A 16,796-nucleotide genomic window follows, 5' to 3' on the forward strand; every position below is an offset into this window, starting at 1 on the left:
AAAGCATGAATCTTCACGAGTATCAGGGTAAGCAGCTGTTCGCTGAATACGGCCTGCCAGTATCCAAGGGTTATGCAGTAGATACCCCGGAAGCAGCCGCAGAAGCTTGCGACAAAATCGGCGGAACTGAATGGGTTGTTAAAGCCCAGGTTCACGCAGGTGGTCGCGGTAAAGCGGGCGGCGTAAAGCTGGTTCGCAGCAAAGAAGACGCTAAAGCATTCGCACAACAGTGGTTGGGCAAGCGTCTGGTGACTTACCAGACTGATGCCGCTGGTCAGCCGGTCACCAAGATCCTGGTTGAATCGTGCACTGATATCGCTAAAGAGCTGTACCTGGGCGCTGTCGTTGACCGTTCGAGCCGCCGTATCGTGTTCATGGCTTCCACCGAAGGTGGCGTGGACATCGAGAAAATCGCTCACGACACTCCAGAAAAAATTCTGAAAGCAACTATCGATCCACTGGTTGGCGCTCAGCCATTCCAGGGTCGCGAGTTGGCTTTCCAGTTGGGTCTGGAAGGCAAGCAAGTTACTCAGTTCGCCAAGATCTTCGTAGGTCTGGCCAAGCTGTTCAAGGATCACGACCTGGCTCTGCTGGAAGTGAACCCGCTGGTTATCAAGACTGACGGCGATCTGCACTGCCTCGATGCGAAAATCAACATCGACGCAAACGCCATGTACCGTCAGGCCAAGCTGAAAACTTTCCACGATCCGTCGCAAGACGATCCGCGCGAAGCGCACGCTGCCAAGTTCGAACTGAACTACGTAGCGCTGGAAGGCAACATCGGCTGCATGGTAAACGGCGCTGGTCTGGCGATGGGCACCATGGACATCGTTAATCTGCATGGCGGCAAGCCAGCCAACTTCCTCGACGTTGGCGGCGGTGCTACCAAAGAACGCGTAACCGAAGCGTTCAAGATCATCCTGTCCGACAGCAATGTCGCTGCAGTATTGGTCAACATCTTCGGCGGCATCGTTCGTTGCGACATGATTGCCGAAGGCATCATCGGTGCAGTGAAAGAAGTCGGCGTGAAAATCCCGGTGGTTGTTCGCCTTGAAGGCAACAACGCTGAACTGGGCGCTAAAGTACTGGCAGAAAGCGGCTTGAACATCATCGCTGCTACCAGCTTGACCGACGCTGCTCAACAAGTTGTTAAAGCTGCGGAGGGCAAGTAATGAGCGTCCTGATCAATAAAGACACCAAAGTTATCTGCCAGGGCATCACTGGTTCGCAGGGTAGCTTCCACACCCAGCAAGCCATTGAATACGGCACCAAGATGGTTGGTGGCGTTACTCCGGGCAAAGGCGGTACCACTCACCTGGACCTGCCTGTTTTCAACACCGTGAAAGAAGCTGTAGCTGCCACTGGCGCAACCGCCAGCGTTATCTACGTACCAGCTCCTTTCTGCAAGGATTCCATCCTTGAAGCAGCTTTCGGCGGCATCAAGCTGATCGTTTGCATCACTGAAGGCATTCCTACCCTGGACATGCTGGACGCTAAAGTTAAGTGCGACGAGCTGGGTGTAATCCTGATCGGCCCTAACTGCCCAGGCGTTATCACCCCAGGCGAATGCAAGATCGGCATCATGCCAGGTCACATTCACTTGCCAGGCAAAGTAGGCATCGTGTCGCGTTCCGGCACCCTGACTTACGAAGCTGTGAAGCAAACTACTGATGCCGGTTTCGGTCAGTCGACTTGCGTAGGCATCGGCGGTGACCCGATCCCTGGTTCCAACTTCATCGACATCCTGAAGTTGTTCCAGGAAGACCCGAAGACCGAAGCGATCGTAATGATCGGTGAGATCGGCGGTTCGGCTGAAGAAGAAGCGGCTGCCTACATCAAGGCACACGTGACCAAGCCAGTTGTTTCCTACATCGCTGGTGTGACTGCCCCTGCAGGCAAGCGCATGGGCCATGCTGGCGCAATCATCTCTGGCGGCAAGGGTACTGCAGACGAGAAGTTTGCTGCCCTGGAAGACGCAGGCGTTAAAACCGTGCGTTCGCTGGCAGATATCGGCAAGGCTCTGTCCGAGCTGACTGGCTGGGCTGTCAAATAAGCCTCGCGCTTAACTGACTGCTACACCAGGCAAAGGCCACCTTCGGGTGGCCTTTGTGCGTTCTGGGGTATGCAGCTGCTACGAAGTAATGCCTATCCCAGCGAAGAAAAACCACACCAAACCATTTTTCGATGTCATTCATGCGACAACTGCGTTCGTTCATCGGACAGTCCGCCCTCTAACAGTGCGTTGTAGGAAAAAAATCGGTAATCTTGCCGCCATTCCGCAGTTCTGCGTGAGCATCCCAAAAGGAAGCCGCGCGCTAGACGGGTTGGACTTATACAGACCGACAGCATTTCCCACATCCGTACGGGAAATTCCCCTCTAAATTCCGATTCAGTAGTGTGGTATTTCCGTAATGAAAGTATTGAAAGGCCAGGACATTCTGGCACTTGGGTTTATGACTTTTGCCCTGTTCGTTGGGGCGGGTAACATCATTTTCCCGCCAATCGTTGGCCTGCAAGCCGGGCCTAATGTCTGGATGGCCGCATTGGGCTTCCTGATCACCGCAGTAGGTCTGCCGGTGGTGACTGTTATTGCGCTGGCCAAAGTTGGCGGCGGCATGGATGCACTGAGCAGCCCGATCGGCAAAGTGGCTGGTGGCTTGCTGGCGGCTGTGGCCTATCTGGCTGTTGGCCCGCTGTTCGCGACCCCGCGTACCGCCACTGTATCCTTTGAAGTCGGCTTGGCACCGTTGACCGGGGAGAGCTCGCTGGCGCTGTTCCTGTACAGCTCGGTCTACTTCCTGATTGTGTTCTTCGTTTCGCTGTACCCGGGTCGTTTGCTGGACACGGTAGGGCGCTTCCTTGCTCCGCTGAAAATCATCGCGCTGGCCATTCTCGGCATTGCTGCCGTTGCCTTGCCTGCAGGTGATGTTGGCGTTGCGACCCCTGAATACGTAGCTGCACCGTTCTCCCAAGGTTTTATCAATGGTTACCTGACCATGGATACACTGGGTGCACTGGTGTTCGGCATTGTGATCGTGAACGCCATTCGTTCCCGTGGGGTTGAGTCGCCGAAGCTGATTACCCGTTACGCAATCATTGCCGGCCTGATCGCCGGGGTTGGTCTGGCGCTGGTGTACATCAGCCTGTTCCGCCTGGGCGCGGGCAGCCATGAAGTGGCAGCGGGCGCAACCAATGGCGCGGCAGTACTGCATGCCTACGTACAGCACACCTTCGGTTCGCTGGGCAGCGGTTTCCTGGCGGTGCTGATCGCTCTGGCCTGCCTGGTAACTGCTGTTGGCCTGACGTGTGCCTGCGCTGAATACTTCAGTAAGGTATTGCCACTGTCTTACAAGACGCTGGTGATTATCCTTGCCGTGTTCTCGCTGGCCGTGTCGAACCTCGGTTTGACGCAGTTGATCGCGTTCTCCATCCCGCTGCTGACGGCGATTTACCCGCCGTGCATCGTGCTGGTGGCCTTGAGCTTCTGCAAAGGCTTGTGGCATGCGCAGGCGCGCATCGTTGGCCCGGTAATGCTGGTTTCGTTCCTTTTCGGTTCGATCGATGCGCTTAAAGGCGCTGGCCTGGGCGGTTGGATTCCGGCCCAACTGGCTAACATGCCATTCAGCGATCAGGGCCTGGCGTGGTTGGTGCCGTGCCTTGTGACCCTGCTGGGCGCAGTTGTCTGCGACCGTCTGCTGGGCAAGCGTCAAGAAGCACTCGCGTAATATCCGGATCGCCAAAAGCGTTACCGGATACATAAAAAAGCCCTGCATCTAACGGATGCAGGGCTTTTTTTATGGCTGTGTGTTCAAACACAACAAAGCCCGCATAGCGCGGGCTTTGTTTTGCATCACAAAAAGCGCTGTTACTTGCTTTCTGGAGTTGCCACTGGAGCTGCAGGAACAGCTGGAGCGGCCTCTTCAGCAGCAGCTTTGTTGGACTCGGCCTGAGCTTTGGCCGCTTCGGCATTTTCTTTCGCCGCGTCGTTCACTTTGTCCTGGGCTTCAGACATTTTTTCTTGAGCTTGCTCAGCGTGCTGAGTAGCGTCCTGAGCTTTGTCTTCGGATTTTTTATCGCAGGCAGCGAGGCCAAGCGAAGCAGCCAGCATCAAGGCAACAGCAAAAGTATTACGCATGGGGTGTTTCTCCTTATGAGTAGATCTACGGGGCGTTTGAGCGTTGTCCGATAGCTTAAGTTCCATGCTCGTACACATATATAAGTAAGGCATCGTCCGTTGAAAGTATTGGTAAAAAACCGATGCAACCTCAACAGGCCTTGAAATCTTAACCTAGGGCCCCAACTTTCATCACATCCCGCCACCAACCCATCAGGGCGTGGCTCATGCCATCTAATCGGAGTTTGATAACAATGAGCGTGGAAACTCAAAAGGAAACCCTGGGCTTCCAGACCGAGGTCAAGCAACTGCTGCACCTCATGATCCATTCGCTGTACTCCAACAAGGAAATCTTCCTTCGCGAATTGATCTCGAACGCCTCTGATGCTGTCGACAAATTACGTTTTGAAGCACTGTCCAAGCCTGAACTGCTCGAAGGCGGCTCGGATCTGAAAATCCGTGTGAGCTTCGACAAGGACGCCAACACCGTCACCCTCGAAGACAACGGTATCGGCATGAACCGTGACGACGTGATCACCCACCTGGGTACGATTGCCAAGTCCGGTACTGCTGACTTTATGAAAAACCTTTCGGGCGACCAGAAAAAGGATTCGCACCTGATCGGTCAGTTCGGCGTGGGCTTCTACTCGGCCTTTATCGTCGCCGACAAGGTTGACGTCTACAGCCGCCGTGCCGGAAGCCCTGCAAGCGAAGGCGTGCACTGGTCTTCCAAGGGCGAAGGCGAGTTTGAAGTCGCGACCGTTGAAAAAGCCGATCGCGGCACCAAAATCGTGCTGCATCTGAAGTCCGGCGAATCCGAGTTCGCTGACGGCTGGCGCCTGCGCAACATCATTAAAAAGTACTCCGACCATATCGCCTTGCCGATCGAGTTGCCTAAAGAGCAGGCCGCTGCCGAAGGCGAAGAAGCACCGGCACTGGAGTGGGAAACCGTTAACCGTGCAAGTGCTCTGTGGACCCGTCCTCGTACTGAAGTCAAGGACGAGGAATACCAGGAGTTCTACAAGCACATTGCCCATGACTACGAGAACCCGCTGGCCTGGAGCCACAACAAGGTTGAAGGCAAGCTCGAGTACAGCTCCTTGCTCTACGTACCGGCCCGCGCTCCGTTCGACCTGTACCAGCGTGAAGCGCCTAAAGGCCTGAAGCTGTATGTACAGCGTGTATTTGTCATGGATCAGGCCGAGTCGTTCCTGCCGCTGTACCTGCGCTTTATCAAAGGCGTGATTGACTCCAACGATCTGTCGTTGAACGTGTCGCGGGAAATCCTGCAAAAAGACCCGATCATCGACTCGATGAAAACGGCGCTGACCAAGCGTGTGCTCGACATGCTGGAAAAACTGGCGAAGAACGACCCTGAGAAATACCAGGGCTTCTGGAAAAACTTCGGCCAGGTGATGAAAGAAGGCCCGGCTGAAGATTTCGCCAACAAGGAAAAAATCGCCGGTCTGCTGCGTTTCGCTTCAACCCACGGTGACGACGGTGAGCAAAACGTTTCACTGACCGAATACTTGGCTCGCGCCAAGGAAGGTCAGGACAAGATTTACTACCTGACCGGCGAAACCTACGCACAGGTCAAGAACAGCCCGCACCTCGAAGTCTTCCGCAAGAAAGGCATCGAAGTACTGCTGTTGACCGACCGTATCGACGAGTGGCTGATGAGCTACCTCAGCGACTTCGACGCCAAGAGCTTTGTCGACGTGGCTCGTGGCGACCTCGATCTGGGCAACCTGGACTCCGAAGAGGACAAGAAAGCCGCAGAAGAAGTGGCCAAGGCCAAAGAAGGTCTGGTTGAGCGGATCAAGGCAGCCTTGGGCGAAAGCGTCAGCGAAGTGCGTGTATCGCACCGTCTAACCGACTCTCCAGCGATTCTGGCTATCGGTGAGCAGGACCTGGGCATGCAAATGCGCCAGATCCTCGAAGCCAGCGGTCAGAAAGTGCCTGAATCGAAGCCGATCTTCGAATTCAACCCGGCTCACCCGCTGATCGAGAAACTCGATGCAGAGCAGAGTGAAGAGCGCTTTGGCGACCTGTCGCACATCCTCTTTGATCAGGCAGCCCTGGCAGCCGGTGACAGCTTGAAAGACCCTGCGGCTTATGTCCGTCGGCTGAACAAATTGTTAGTAGAGTTGTCGGTCTAACCGCGCTATAAAAACCCGCTTCGGCGGGTTTTTTTTGTTTTGAGTTCAGGAGTTTTTAATGAAATCAATTACGGTCAGTTCAGTGGCCTATCAAATTGACGGCCAACCTTACGAAGGCCGCCTCGCTTTTGACCCGAGCCGAGAAGATCCGCTGCCGGGTTTGCTGATGGCGCCCAACTGGATGGGCATCAGCGAGGGCGCCGAAGAGATCGCCAAGTCGGTGGCCGAGCAAGGCTATGTGGTGTTGATCGCCGACCTGTACGGCCAGGCCATCCGCCCAACCAACGCTGACGAGGCGGGCGCTGCAATGATGCCGCTCAAGAATGACCGTGCCTTGCTGCGCAAACGGATGTGGGCCGCCTATGACATGCTGAAAAATCAGGGACTGGCCCAGGTCGACAGCAGCAAGCTGGCAACCTTTGGCTTCTGTTTTGGCGGCTGCTGCTCGCTGGAGCTGGCACGTAGCGGTGCACCGCTGCAGGCTACTGTGTCTTTCCACGGCTCGCTCGATACGCCTAACGCTGTCGATGCGAAGAGCATCAAGGGTTCGGTGCTGGTATTGCACGGCGCATCTGATCCATTGGTGCCAAGCGAACAGCTACCGGTGTTTGAGGCCGAGATGAATGCAGCGGGTGTGGACTGGCAATTGACCAGCTACGGCGGCGCAGTGCATTCCTTCACCGACCCGCACGCCAACGTGCCGGGCAAGATGATGTACGACGCCAAAACCTCCAGCCGGGCGTTTACCGCCATGCACAACCTGCTGGATGAAGTGTTTCGCGATTGATATCAGGGCTGTTCATGTAGCCGCTGTCGAGGCACGAGGTCGTTAACCTTGACGACTGCTGCGCAGCCGTACGCAGCCTCGCGCTGCTCGTCAGCGGCTACAGAGATACTTCAAGTGTGGGAGCGAGCCTGCTCGCGAAGATCATTCGCGAGCAGGCTCGCTCCCACTGGGGCTTGACCTGGAACAGAGTATCTACAGGGATCGCGTCATGGTCTCGCTCACGGTCAAATCCCGCATCAGCAACCCATACTGCAAATCCACCTGCTCGGGAATCGGCAGGTACACCGTGTGACCGTCACCCGGTGCCACCTGGGTCGGCAAGCCTGCGCTGTTGTGCAGTCGGTCCAGATCAAAGTGGTAGTTGCCTTTGGGTGTCATCAACTCCAGATGGTCGCCCAGGGCAAAACGGTTTTTCACCTTGACCTCGGCCAGACCGTTGCGCCGCTCGCCGGTCAACTCCCCGACAAACTGCTGGCGATGCGATAACGAACTGCCATGCAGGTAGTTCTGGTACTCATCGTGTACATGCCGACGTAAAAAGCCCTCGGTATAGCCACGCTGTGCCAGTGACTCCAGATCCGTCATCAAGCTGCGGTCAAACTCACGGCCCGCCACTGCATCATCAATCGCCTTGCGATACACCTGAGTGGCCCGTGCGCAGTAGAAGTGGGACTTGGTCCGGCCTTCGATTTTCAGCGAGTGCACGCCCATCTCGGCCAGCCGCGCCACGTGCTGCACGGCACGCAGATCCTTGGAGTTCATGATGTAGGTGCCGTGCTCGTCTTCGAACGCGGTCATCGGTTCATCCGGGCGTTGGGATTCGTGCAGCACAAACACTTCATCGGTGGGTGCGCCTACACCCAGGGTTGGCTCAACCACATTGACGATATTGCCCAGCTCGTTTTCCGTGGCCGGTTTGGTGTCGTACTTCCAGCGGCAGGCATTGGTGCAACTGCCCTGATTGGCGTCGCGCTTGTTCATGTAGCCGGACAACAGGCAGCGCCCGGAGTAGGCCATGCACAGCGCGCCATGCACGAAAATCTCCAGCTCCATGTCCGGTACTTGCTGGCGAATCTCTTCGATCTCTTCCAGCGACAGTTCGCGCGACAGGATGATCCGGCTCAAACCCTGCTGCTGCCAGAACTCGACACTGGCCCAGTTCACCGTATTGGCCTGGACCGACAAATGAATCGGCACCTGCGGGAAGTTTTTGCGCACCAGCATGATCAGGCCCGGGTCAGACATGATCAGCGCGTCCGGGGCCATGGCAACTACCGGTTCCAGATCCTTGAGGAAGGTGCGCAGCTTGGCGTTGTGCGGGGCAATATTGACCACTACGTAAAAGCGCTTGCCTTGGGCGTGGGCCTCGGCGATCCCAATAGCCAGGTTGGCGTGGTCGAATTCGTTGTTACGCACCCGCAGGCTATAGCGTGGTTGGCCTGCGTACACCGCGTCGGCACCATAAGCGAAGGCATAACGCATGTTTTTAAGGGTGCCGGCTGGGGCGAGAAGTTCGGGCGGGGCAAGGTGCATAGTCAGGTCGTTCGCAAAAAGGCGCGATGGTAGTCGAGCCTGACTGCCTGATTATTGACCTGGGTCTATAGGTTGAGCTTGAAGCTGACACTCATGCGGGTGGACTGTCCCTTATGCAGCAGCGTAAGCCCTGGGTGGCCCGGCAGGTGGTGGGCATTGACCGGATGGCTGACGGGTTCGAAGCAGAAGAAGTCCTCTCCCGGCGGGCAATACACCAGGCAGTAACGGCTATCTGTTGCTTGACACTCCAGCGAGTAACCCAGATCCGGCTGACTGATCAGTGCACTGCCATCCCACTCGGTAAAGCAGTTATCGAGTCGGGTTTGCGGCAAGCGGTTGCTCTGGTTGAAATCCCATTGCTCTGGCAGCGCTGCAAGCTCCGTGGGCAGGCCCTGGGTATCGCACAGCCAGACTTGTGCGGTCTTTGCCTGCAACCGGGTGTTGGCGGTGCGTGGCAGATACGGGTGCAGACCCAGGCCATGCCAGGCGGCGCGCTCGTCCTGATGGGTAACGCTCAGTTCGATACATAGCTGGCCGTCACTCAGGGTGTAGCGCAACTGGGCGCGGTACGCAAAAGGGCTGGAACTGTCCAGTTGCAAGCAGGCATGCCGCGGGCTGTGCTCGATCACGCTCCAGGACTGCTGCCAGGCGCTGCCATGAATGGGCAGGGGGCCGGGAGGGTTGTTGGGCTCCAAGGCAAACCAATGGCCGGCGCCATCGAAGCCTCCACTCCCTATCCGGTTCGACCAGGGCACCAGCGGATAACAGGCCAATGCGTTGGCCGAGTGGGTGCTGAGGGCGTCGCTGGCACTTGCGCGCAACAGTGGCAAGCCGCTGGCGATGATGCTCCAGTCCAGGATGCTGCCACCCACTTGCGGAGCCAGGGTCAGCCGGGTCAGGCCGTCTTCAAGGGTCAATAGCACTTGGGGCATGGGACTCTACCGTTAAGGAGGACAGTTCAATCGGCGGTACGGCGCCAGGTGAGCATCACAATACCCGCGACCACGATCAGGCCGCCGATTATTTGGCCGCTGCTGAGCAGTTGATCCAGGATCAGCCAGCCAAACAGCAGGCTCGCCACGGGCTCAACGTTCATTACCGGTGCGTTGCGGGCCATGTTCAGGCGCGTCATGCAGATAAACAGCAGGCAGAACCCTAGACCATACAGCGCAACCAGACAGGCCAGAGCCGTCCAGCCGGTGGACGAGGCGGGTAGCGACACGCCGCCCGGTAGCACGCCACTGACCCCGGCCAGGGCTGCGGCACAAAACACAATCAGCATGGTCAGCATGCTGCGCACCGTGCCGCGTAGGCTCGAGAGTTTGTGATCGGTGATCCAGAGCGCACAGGCGAACACAGAGGCGGCGGCAAAGCCGAAGAGGATCCCTTCAAGCCATTGCGCTTCGGTAGTGCCCTGGCTGGACAGGCGTTCGGGCACATCCAGGGCAAATACCAGACCGCACATGATCAGCCCCATCAGCAGCGCAGCCCGCCGGGTAGGTGCGGCGCCGCCCAGAGCCCAAGTCAGGAGCACCAGCAGAATGGGCGCCACGTTGGCAATCAACAGCGCCAGTGCCACGGGAATCCGCGCCACCGCTGAATAGATAAAGAAGCTTTGCGCCGCGATCAGCAGCCCCAGCAGCAATTGCCAACGCCAGTTGGCGGGGGTCAAGCGAGGACGTTCGCGCTGCCACAACACCAGGCTGGTCAATACCAGCAAGGTCACGCCGGCGCGGCATAGAATGGCCAATAGCAGGCCGGTGTCGTGGTCGAAGGCAATCCGGGCGGCGATATGGTTGCCCGCAAATGCACAGGCCAACAGTACCAGGATCAATACCGCGATATGACGGGGGAACAAAGCAGGAGCAGACATAAGCAACCAGCCTCCTTGGCTGGAAATAAAACCTCTTGGATAACCTTTGTGGGAGCGGGCTTGCTCGCGATGGAATCGCTGCGGTGTTTCAGCGACACCGCGCCGTCTGCATCGCGAGCAAGCCCGCTCCCACGGGCAGGGTGTGGTTTACAGCACCATGCTTGGCAGCCACAGAGAGATGGCCGGAACGTAGGTCACCAGCATCAGCACCATAAACAGCGCCACGTAGAACGGCAGCAGTGCCTTGACGGTGCTTTCGATGGACACCTTGCCCACGGCAGCCCCCACGAACAGCACTGCGCCCACCGGCGGTGTAATCAGGCCGATCCCCAGGTTGACCAGCATGATCATGCCGAAGTGCACCGGGTCGACACCGATGCCGATGATCACGGGCAGCAGGATCGGGGTCAGGATCAGAATCAGCGGTGCCATGTCCATCACGGTGCCCAGCAGCAGCAACATGACGTTGATGCACATCAGGATCACGTAACGGTTATCCGACAGCGTCAGGAACGCTGTGGTGATCTTCATCGGGATTTCCATCAGCGTCAGGATGTAACCGAAGCTGGCGGCGAAACCGATCAGGATCATCACGATGGAAATAGTCCGTACCGCCCGGTGCATCAGCTTGGGCAGGTCGCGCCATTTGTAGTCGCGGTAGATAAACATGGTGACGAAGAACGACCAGAGCACGGCGATGGCGGCCGACTCGGTGGCGGTGAAAATGCCCGACAGAATACCGCCGAGGATGATGACCATGGCCATCAGGCCCCACATCGCGTCACCGGCGATTTTCAGCGCCTGACGCAGCGGGATCACTTCGCCCTTGGGGTAATTGCGCTTGCGCGCGAAGATCATGCACAGGCCCATCAGTACCGCACTGAGTAGCAGCCCGGGCATGATCCCGGCCATAAACAGCGAAGCAATCGACACCGTGCCGCCAGCAGCCAGGGAGTACAGCACCGAGTTATGGCTCGGAGGGGTGAGCAACGCTTGCACCGAGCCGCTGACCGTCACCGCTGTAGAGAACTCGCGGGGGTAGCCTGCACGTTCCATTTCTGGAATCAGTACCGAACCTACAGAGGCGGTGTCGGCCACCGATGAACCGGAAATCGCGCCGAAGAAGGTCGAGGCCACAATGTTGACCAGCGACAGGCCGCCGCGCACAAAACCCACCAGTACCCCGGCGAATGCCACCAGCCTGCGCGACATGCCGCCCTCGGCCATGATCGCACCCGCCAGTACGAAAAACGGTATCGCCAGCAGGGAGAATTTGTTTACGCCGCCCGCGACCTGAATCATCAGGGCATCGAACGGGATATCGATCCACCAGGCCCCGACCAATGCCGACAGGCCCAGCGCATAGGCGACCGGCATGCCAATAAGGATCAGGGCGATAAAGCTGCCCAACAGTACGAAAGCGTCCATTTATACGGCCTCTTCGCTGGCTTCTACGATGTCGAACCGCACGGCACGGCGGTGGCTTTGGTCACCCAGGAAGAGTTTTTCCAGGACGAAGGAAAGAGTCACCAGACCGCCTATAGGGATCGGTAAATAGGAGATGCCTACCCTCACGGACGGCATCTCACCGATAAATTGATTCCAGGTGGTCGCACACAATTTAAAACCCTTCACGGTCATGAACAGGCAGACGATCACCATCAGTATTTGCACCAGCACAGCAACCTTGGAGCGCAGGTGCTTGGGCATGCGCTCCACGGCCATCGCCACGGCCATGTGGGCCCCGGCACGGTAACTGGCGGCGGCACCAAAGAAGGTGAATACCACCATCAACAAAATGGCGGTGGGCTCGGGCCAGCTGGAGCCAGTACCCAGCACGTAGCGGGCAAAAATGCCCCATGGAATGATCAGGGTCATGGTCAGTACCGACAGGCCGGCAATCCCGATACAAACCCGGTACAACATGTCGTTCAAGCGCAGTACGGTATTTTTCATGGGGCTCACCACGCGGCGGAAAACGGGCTGGAGCCCGTCACCGCGGCATTATCGGGCTGACTTATTGAACGGCTTCAATACGCGAGATCAGGTCTTTGTAGTCCGCACCATATTTGTCACGCACTGGCTGAGTCGCGTCGTAGAAGGCTTTTTTCTGTTCTGGGGTGAGGGTGATGAACTCAACTCCACCGGCCTTGAGCTTGGTGATGCTGTCGGCGGTTTTCTTGTCCCAAAGCACGCGTTCTTCAAACTGCGCTTCTCGGGCCAGTTTCTGCACCAGGGCTTGCTGCTCCGGGGTCAGCTTTGCCCAGGTGGACTTGGCCATCACAATGGGCTCGGGCAGGATCAGGTGATCGGTCCAGGTGAAGTATTTGGCGTTCTGGTAGTGGTTGTGTTCAAGAAAGGTGGGCGGGTTGTTCTCTGCGCCATCGATGACGCCTGTCTGCAAGGCGCTGAAGATTTCGCCGGTCGCCATGCCGATGCCATTACCGCCCATGTCGTTAATGGTTTGAATAAATACCGGGTTGCCCTGGACGCGAATTTTCATGCCCTTGAGGTCGCCGATCGCGCGTACTGGTTTCTTGGTGTACAGGTTGCGGGTGCCGCCATCCATCCAGGCGAGTGCGACCATGTTGAATTCGGAGTTGGTGATTTTATCCAGCATCTCCTGGCCGATTTCACCGTCGATGACTTTGCGCATATGGGCCTGATCGCGGAACACGAACGGCAGGTTGAAGGCGTTGGTTTCCGGCACCACGGGGCCGAGGATGCCGAGGCTGACACGGGTCATCTGCACGGCACCGGACTGGAGCTGTTCGACCACTTCTTTCTCTGAACCCAGTACCCCTCCGGCAAACATCTTGAAGGAGATATCGCCGTTACTCTGGGCTTGAAGCTTCTTGCCCATTTCCTGCTCAGCCACCACAGGCGGGTAGCCTGTGGGGTGTACTTCGGCAAATTTGATTTTGATTTCGGCCTGGGCTACTCCTGACAAGCAGAAGGCCAGCGGGAGTGCAGCAATAAGCAGGGTGCGTTTGAAATCCATGGGTCACTCCAAATATTGTTTTTTTTATATCAAGGTGTTGGATCAGCAGTGTCGGCAAGGCAGTCAATTGTTGAATTCGGGCTCCGGCAGCCCCTTGACCCCCGGGCTGAGAGCGAACACGCCCCCAGCCAGCGGTTGGTCGCTGGTATCGCCCACAGGACGAATCGAGGTGACAAACAGGGTGTCCAGATCTGCGCCGCCAAAGGCACACATCGCAGGTTTTTTCACGGGGACGGACAGTGAGCGATCAAGTTTGCCGTCCGGCGTAAAGCGGTGGATCAACCCGGCATCGTTGCCGCAAATCCAGTAACAGCCATCGGCGTCGACAGCAGCGCCGTCGGGGCGACCCGGGTGTTCGGTCATGTCGACAAACAGGCGGCGGTCATGGGGGATACCGGTATCGGTGTCATAGTCGAAGGCCCAGATTTTCTGCACATCGGGGTGTGAGTCCGAGAGGTACATGGTTTTGCCGTCAGGGCTAAAGGCCAGCCCGTTGGGCACAATAAAACCATCAAGTTGCGCTTTGAGCGGTTCGACCTGGCCTGCGCTGTAGCGGTACATAGCGCCCACCGGTGCCCCTGCGGCCATGTTCATGAGCATGGTGCCCGCCCAGAAACGCCCTTGGCGGTCGCAGCGGCCATCGTTAAAACGCATCTCTGGCAGGGCGTGGGTCACGATGGCCAACAGGCGGCTGTCGAGGCTGCCATCGGCGTGTGGCGTGATAGCAAACAGGCCGTTCTCCATCGCGGCGACCCAGCTGCCATTACCTGCCTGAGCAATGCACGCGAGCATTTGCGAGGTTTGCCAGCTTTGGCTTTTGCCATCGGCGGGGCTCCAGCGATGCAAGCGCTTTGCCGGGATATCCACCCAGTAAAGTGCCTGCTGCGCAGTGCTCCAGACCGGGCTTTCGCCGGTGGCGTTGCGTGCATCGAGAATCAGTTCAGCAGTCATGGCGTCTCGATCCTTGTCCGTATTCAGTGTTATGAGCGGGGGCGCGGTTTACTCGTCCCCGAACGGACCTGCCGCAACGAAGGCTCCGCCCTGGTAAACCATGCTCGGATCATTGGCCGCAGGCATCGGCTGGGCCTCGATCTTTTCGCGGAATACTTCTGAGGTGTCGTTGGGCGCAAAGCCCAGGTGCGCGGCGAAACGGTTGTCCCACCACACCTTCAGGTTGTTTGAGGCGCCATAGACCACGGTATGACCAACATTCGGCGTGTACAGCGAGCGCTCGATCAATTGCGTAAGGTCGGCAAAGCTCAGCCAGGTACTCATCATTCGGCGGTTCTGCGGCTCGGGGAACGAGGAGCCGATGCGGATACTGACGGTCTGGATGCCATAGCGATCGAAATAAAAAGTGGCCATGTCTTCGCCATAGGACTTGGACAGCCCGTAATAGCCGTCCGGGCGACGCGGGGAGTGGGCATCCAGGGTTTGATCCTGTTTATAGAACCCGATCACATGGTTGGAACTGGCGAAGATCACGCGCTTGACGCCATGCCGGCGTGCCGCTTCGTAGATATGGAAGATGCCGCTGATATTCGGGCCGAGGATTTCTTCGAACGGACGTTCTACCGAGACCCCGCCGAAGTGCAAAATTGCGTCTACGCCTTCAACCAGTTGGTGAACAGCGTGTTTGTCTGAGAGGTCGCAGAGCTGTATTTCTTCATGGCTGTCGACAGCAGGTGCCATTTGGGCGATATCAGAGAGGCGCAAAACCTTGGCATAGGGCTTCAGGCTTTCGCGCAGTACCTTCCCCAGACCGCCAGCGGCACCGGTGAGAAGAAGGCGATTAAAGGGAATTTGGGCGGTGCGAGTAGTTGGCATCAGATATCCCTGTCTTTCTTGTTATTGTCATCTGTTGTCGTATGACTTGATTGGATTATTCACAGCCATTGCGGTGCTTGTCAATGCAAAATCCGCTGTGGGAGCAAGCCTGCTCGCGATGGTTTCAATCAGTGATGCCATCGCGAGCAGGCTCGCTCCCACAGTCCGAGAGGGCCGCTTAAAGCAACGACAACGGATAGCTGATGAAAATGCGGTTTTCGTCAAACTCGTGAGCGCTGTAGTCGCGACGGATGCTCGCGTTACGCCAGCGCATGTTCAGGTCTTTGAATGTGCCGCTTTGCACGGTGTAGGCCAGTTCTGATTCGCGGCCCCATTCCTTGCCGTCCGTGATGGTGCCGGTGTGGATGTTACTGCCGCTGATGTAGCGGTTCATCATGGTCAGGCCAGGCACCCCAAGCACTGCAAAGTCCAGATCGTGGCGCACTTGCCAGGAGCGTTCCTTGGCCAAGTCGTAGCTGGAGTTGTAGCTATCGTTGGCCAAGGTGCCGCCGCTGGTGCCGTTGACGCGGAACCAGCCATCGTCGCCGCTGATTTTCTGCAGGCCGACATACAGGGTGTTGCCTTTGTATTTGGCCGAAAGCAGGGCGTATGCGGTTTTGTTGTCCAGATCGCCGGCCAGTTTGTTGCCGTCTTCCTTGCCCCAGAAATAACCCAGGTTAGCGCCCAGGGTCACATCGCCGATGGGCTGGCTGTGCAGGACGTTGAGGAATTGCTGCTGGTAGATATCTTCCAGCTGGGCGTACCACACACCGACTTGTGTGCGCTTTTCGTTGAAGCTGTAATCACCGCCGGCAAAGTTGAAGCGGTCGGAGGTAAAGGCGCCTTTGCCGTTGAGCGACATGTCTTCCATGCTCGCGTCGTTACGCGGGCTGTTGGCGCGGAACTGGCCGCCATAGAGGTTCAGACCGGCGAACTCTTTGGAGGTGATCTGACCACCACGAAAGGTTTGCGGCAAGGAACGACCATCGTCCGAGCGCAGAATCGGCAGTACTGGCATCCATTCGCCGATTTTAAGCTCCGTATTGGAGATTTTGGCTTTGGCCGCGACGCCCAGGCGGCCAAAGTTATCGGCCGGTTCGCCATCGCTGTGGGTCGGCAACAACTGTGTACCGACAGTGCCTTTACCGCCGTCCAGCTTCTGCGAGTAGAGCCCCAGCACATCCACCCCGAAACCGACGGTGCCCTGGGTAAACCCGGACTTGACGTCGAGAATGAAGTTTTGTGTCCACTCTTCAGCTTTGCTTTGCGGATAGTCCGGGTTGGTGTAGTTGCGATTGATGTAGGCGTTACGCAGGGTCAGCGTGGCTTTGGTGTCATCCACAAAACCTTCGGCCATACCGCTTAGCGGCAGGGCCAGGCCCATGCTGCCGAGTCCGAGCAAAACCAGCGATCGGGTGTTTCTAGGATTTTTTTGGCGAACGTGAAGGTCGGGGGCGCAGGTAGGTGTGATCATCCGTGGAGCTCCTTGGACATTATTATTT

Annotated in this window: 15 protein-coding genes; 5 read left to right on the top strand and 10 right to left on the bottom strand. The window is 57.4% G+C overall.

Annotation, left to right across the window (positions count from 1 at the left end):
• Window positions 1-5 precede the first annotated feature (5 nt).
• From sucC to brnQ, 3 genes are all read left to right on the top strand, one after another.
• A complete protein-coding gene (sucC, locus tag U5A05_RS07985; protein WP_261741573.1) occupies window positions 6-1,172 on the top strand; it encodes an ADP-forming succinate--CoA ligase subunit beta in 1,167 nt (388 codons plus the stop codon).
• Window positions 1,172-2,053 carry a succinate--CoA ligase subunit alpha gene (gene sucD, locus U5A05_RS07990; RefSeq protein ID WP_048358600.1) on the top strand — a complete coding sequence of 294 codons (882 nt, stop codon included), beginning with the start codon at window positions 1,172-1,174 and terminating at the stop codon, window positions 2,051-2,053. Before sucC ends, sucD begins: the two co-directional genes overlap by 1 nt.
• 358 nt (window positions 2,054-2,411) lie before the next feature.
• A complete protein-coding gene (gene brnQ / locus U5A05_RS07995; RefSeq protein WP_321836071.1) occupies window positions 2,412-3,725 on the top strand; it encodes a branched-chain amino acid transport system II carrier protein in 1,314 nt (437 codons plus the stop codon).
• 140 nt (window positions 3,726-3,865) lie between these two features.
• On the opposite strand, the gene U5A05_RS08000 is transcribed toward brnQ, so the two are convergent.
• Window positions 3,866-4,135 carry a hypothetical protein gene (locus U5A05_RS08000; protein ID WP_261742397.1) on the bottom strand — a complete coding sequence of 90 codons (270 nt, stop codon included), beginning with the start codon at window positions 4,133-4,135 and terminating at the stop codon, window positions 3,866-3,868.
• Between the two features lie 233 nt (window positions 4,136-4,368).
• On the opposite strand from U5A05_RS08000, the gene htpG reads away from it, so the two are divergent.
• Window positions 4,369-6,273 carry a molecular chaperone HtpG gene (gene htpG, locus U5A05_RS08005; RefSeq protein ID WP_261741575.1) on the top strand — a complete coding sequence of 635 codons (1,905 nt, stop codon included), beginning with the start codon at window positions 4,369-4,371 and terminating at the stop codon, window positions 6,271-6,273.
• Window positions 6,274-6,331: 58 nt separating this feature from the next.
• Complete coding sequence (locus U5A05_RS08010; RefSeq protein WP_261741576.1) at window positions 6,332-7,060, top strand: dienelactone hydrolase family protein; 729 nt, start codon at window positions 6,332-6,334, stop codon at window positions 7,058-7,060.
• 192 nt (window positions 7,061-7,252) lie between these two features.
• Here U5A05_RS08010 and trhP read toward each other — a convergent pair whose 3' ends face one another.
• From trhP to U5A05_RS08055, 9 genes are all read right to left on the bottom strand, one after another.
• Complete coding sequence (gene trhP / locus U5A05_RS08015) at window positions 7,253-8,593, bottom strand: prephenate-dependent tRNA uridine(34) hydroxylase TrhP (RefSeq protein WP_321836072.1); 1,341 nt, start codon at window positions 8,591-8,593, stop codon at window positions 7,253-7,255.
• A 65-nt stretch (window positions 8,594-8,658) separates the two neighbouring features.
• Complete coding sequence (locus U5A05_RS08020) at window positions 8,659-9,525, bottom strand: aldose 1-epimerase (protein ID WP_321836073.1); 867 nt, start codon at window positions 9,523-9,525, stop codon at window positions 8,659-8,661.
• A gap of 26 nt (window positions 9,526-9,551) precedes the next feature.
• A complete protein-coding gene (locus U5A05_RS08025; protein WP_261741579.1) occupies window positions 9,552-10,466 on the bottom strand; it encodes an EamA family transporter in 915 nt (304 codons plus the stop codon).
• A gap of 147 nt (window positions 10,467-10,613) precedes the next feature.
• Window positions 10,614-11,894 carry a TRAP transporter large permease gene (locus tag U5A05_RS08030; RefSeq protein ID WP_321836074.1) on the bottom strand — a complete coding sequence of 427 codons (1,281 nt, stop codon included), beginning with the start codon at window positions 11,892-11,894 and terminating at the stop codon, window positions 10,614-10,616.
• Entirely contained in the window at window positions 11,895-12,422 is a 528-nt protein-coding gene (locus U5A05_RS08035; RefSeq protein ID WP_261741581.1) for a TRAP transporter small permease, read from the bottom strand. It abuts the gene before it with no gap.
• A 61-nt stretch (window positions 12,423-12,483) separates the two neighbouring features.
• A complete protein-coding gene (locus U5A05_RS08040; RefSeq protein ID WP_261741582.1) occupies window positions 12,484-13,467 on the bottom strand; it encodes a TRAP transporter substrate-binding protein in 984 nt (327 codons plus the stop codon).
• A gap of 63 nt (window positions 13,468-13,530) precedes the next feature.
• Window positions 13,531-14,418: a glucurono-1,5-lactonase gene (locus U5A05_RS08045; protein WP_321836075.1), complete on the bottom strand. Its 888-nt coding sequence runs from the start codon at window positions 14,416-14,418 to the stop codon at window positions 13,531-13,533.
• 48 nt (window positions 14,419-14,466) lie between these two features.
• The gene (locus U5A05_RS08050; protein WP_321836076.1) at window positions 14,467-15,294 is read right to left on the bottom strand and encodes an NAD-dependent epimerase/dehydratase family protein; all 828 of its coding nucleotides are present in this window, start codon (window positions 15,292-15,294) and stop codon (window positions 14,467-14,469) included.
• 178 nt (window positions 15,295-15,472) lie between these two features.
• On the bottom strand, window positions 15,473-16,678 hold the full coding sequence (locus U5A05_RS08055) for an OprD family porin (protein ID WP_395247447.1): 1,206 nt from the start codon (window positions 16,676-16,678) through the stop codon (window positions 15,473-15,475).
• Window positions 16,679-16,796 lie beyond the last annotated feature (118 nt).

It is taken from the genome of Pseudomonas kulmbachensis (genome assembly GCF_963681935.1).
In the GTDB taxonomy this organism is placed as follows: domain Bacteria; phylum Pseudomonadota; class Gammaproteobacteria; order Pseudomonadales; family Pseudomonadaceae; genus Aquipseudomonas; species Aquipseudomonas kulmbachensis.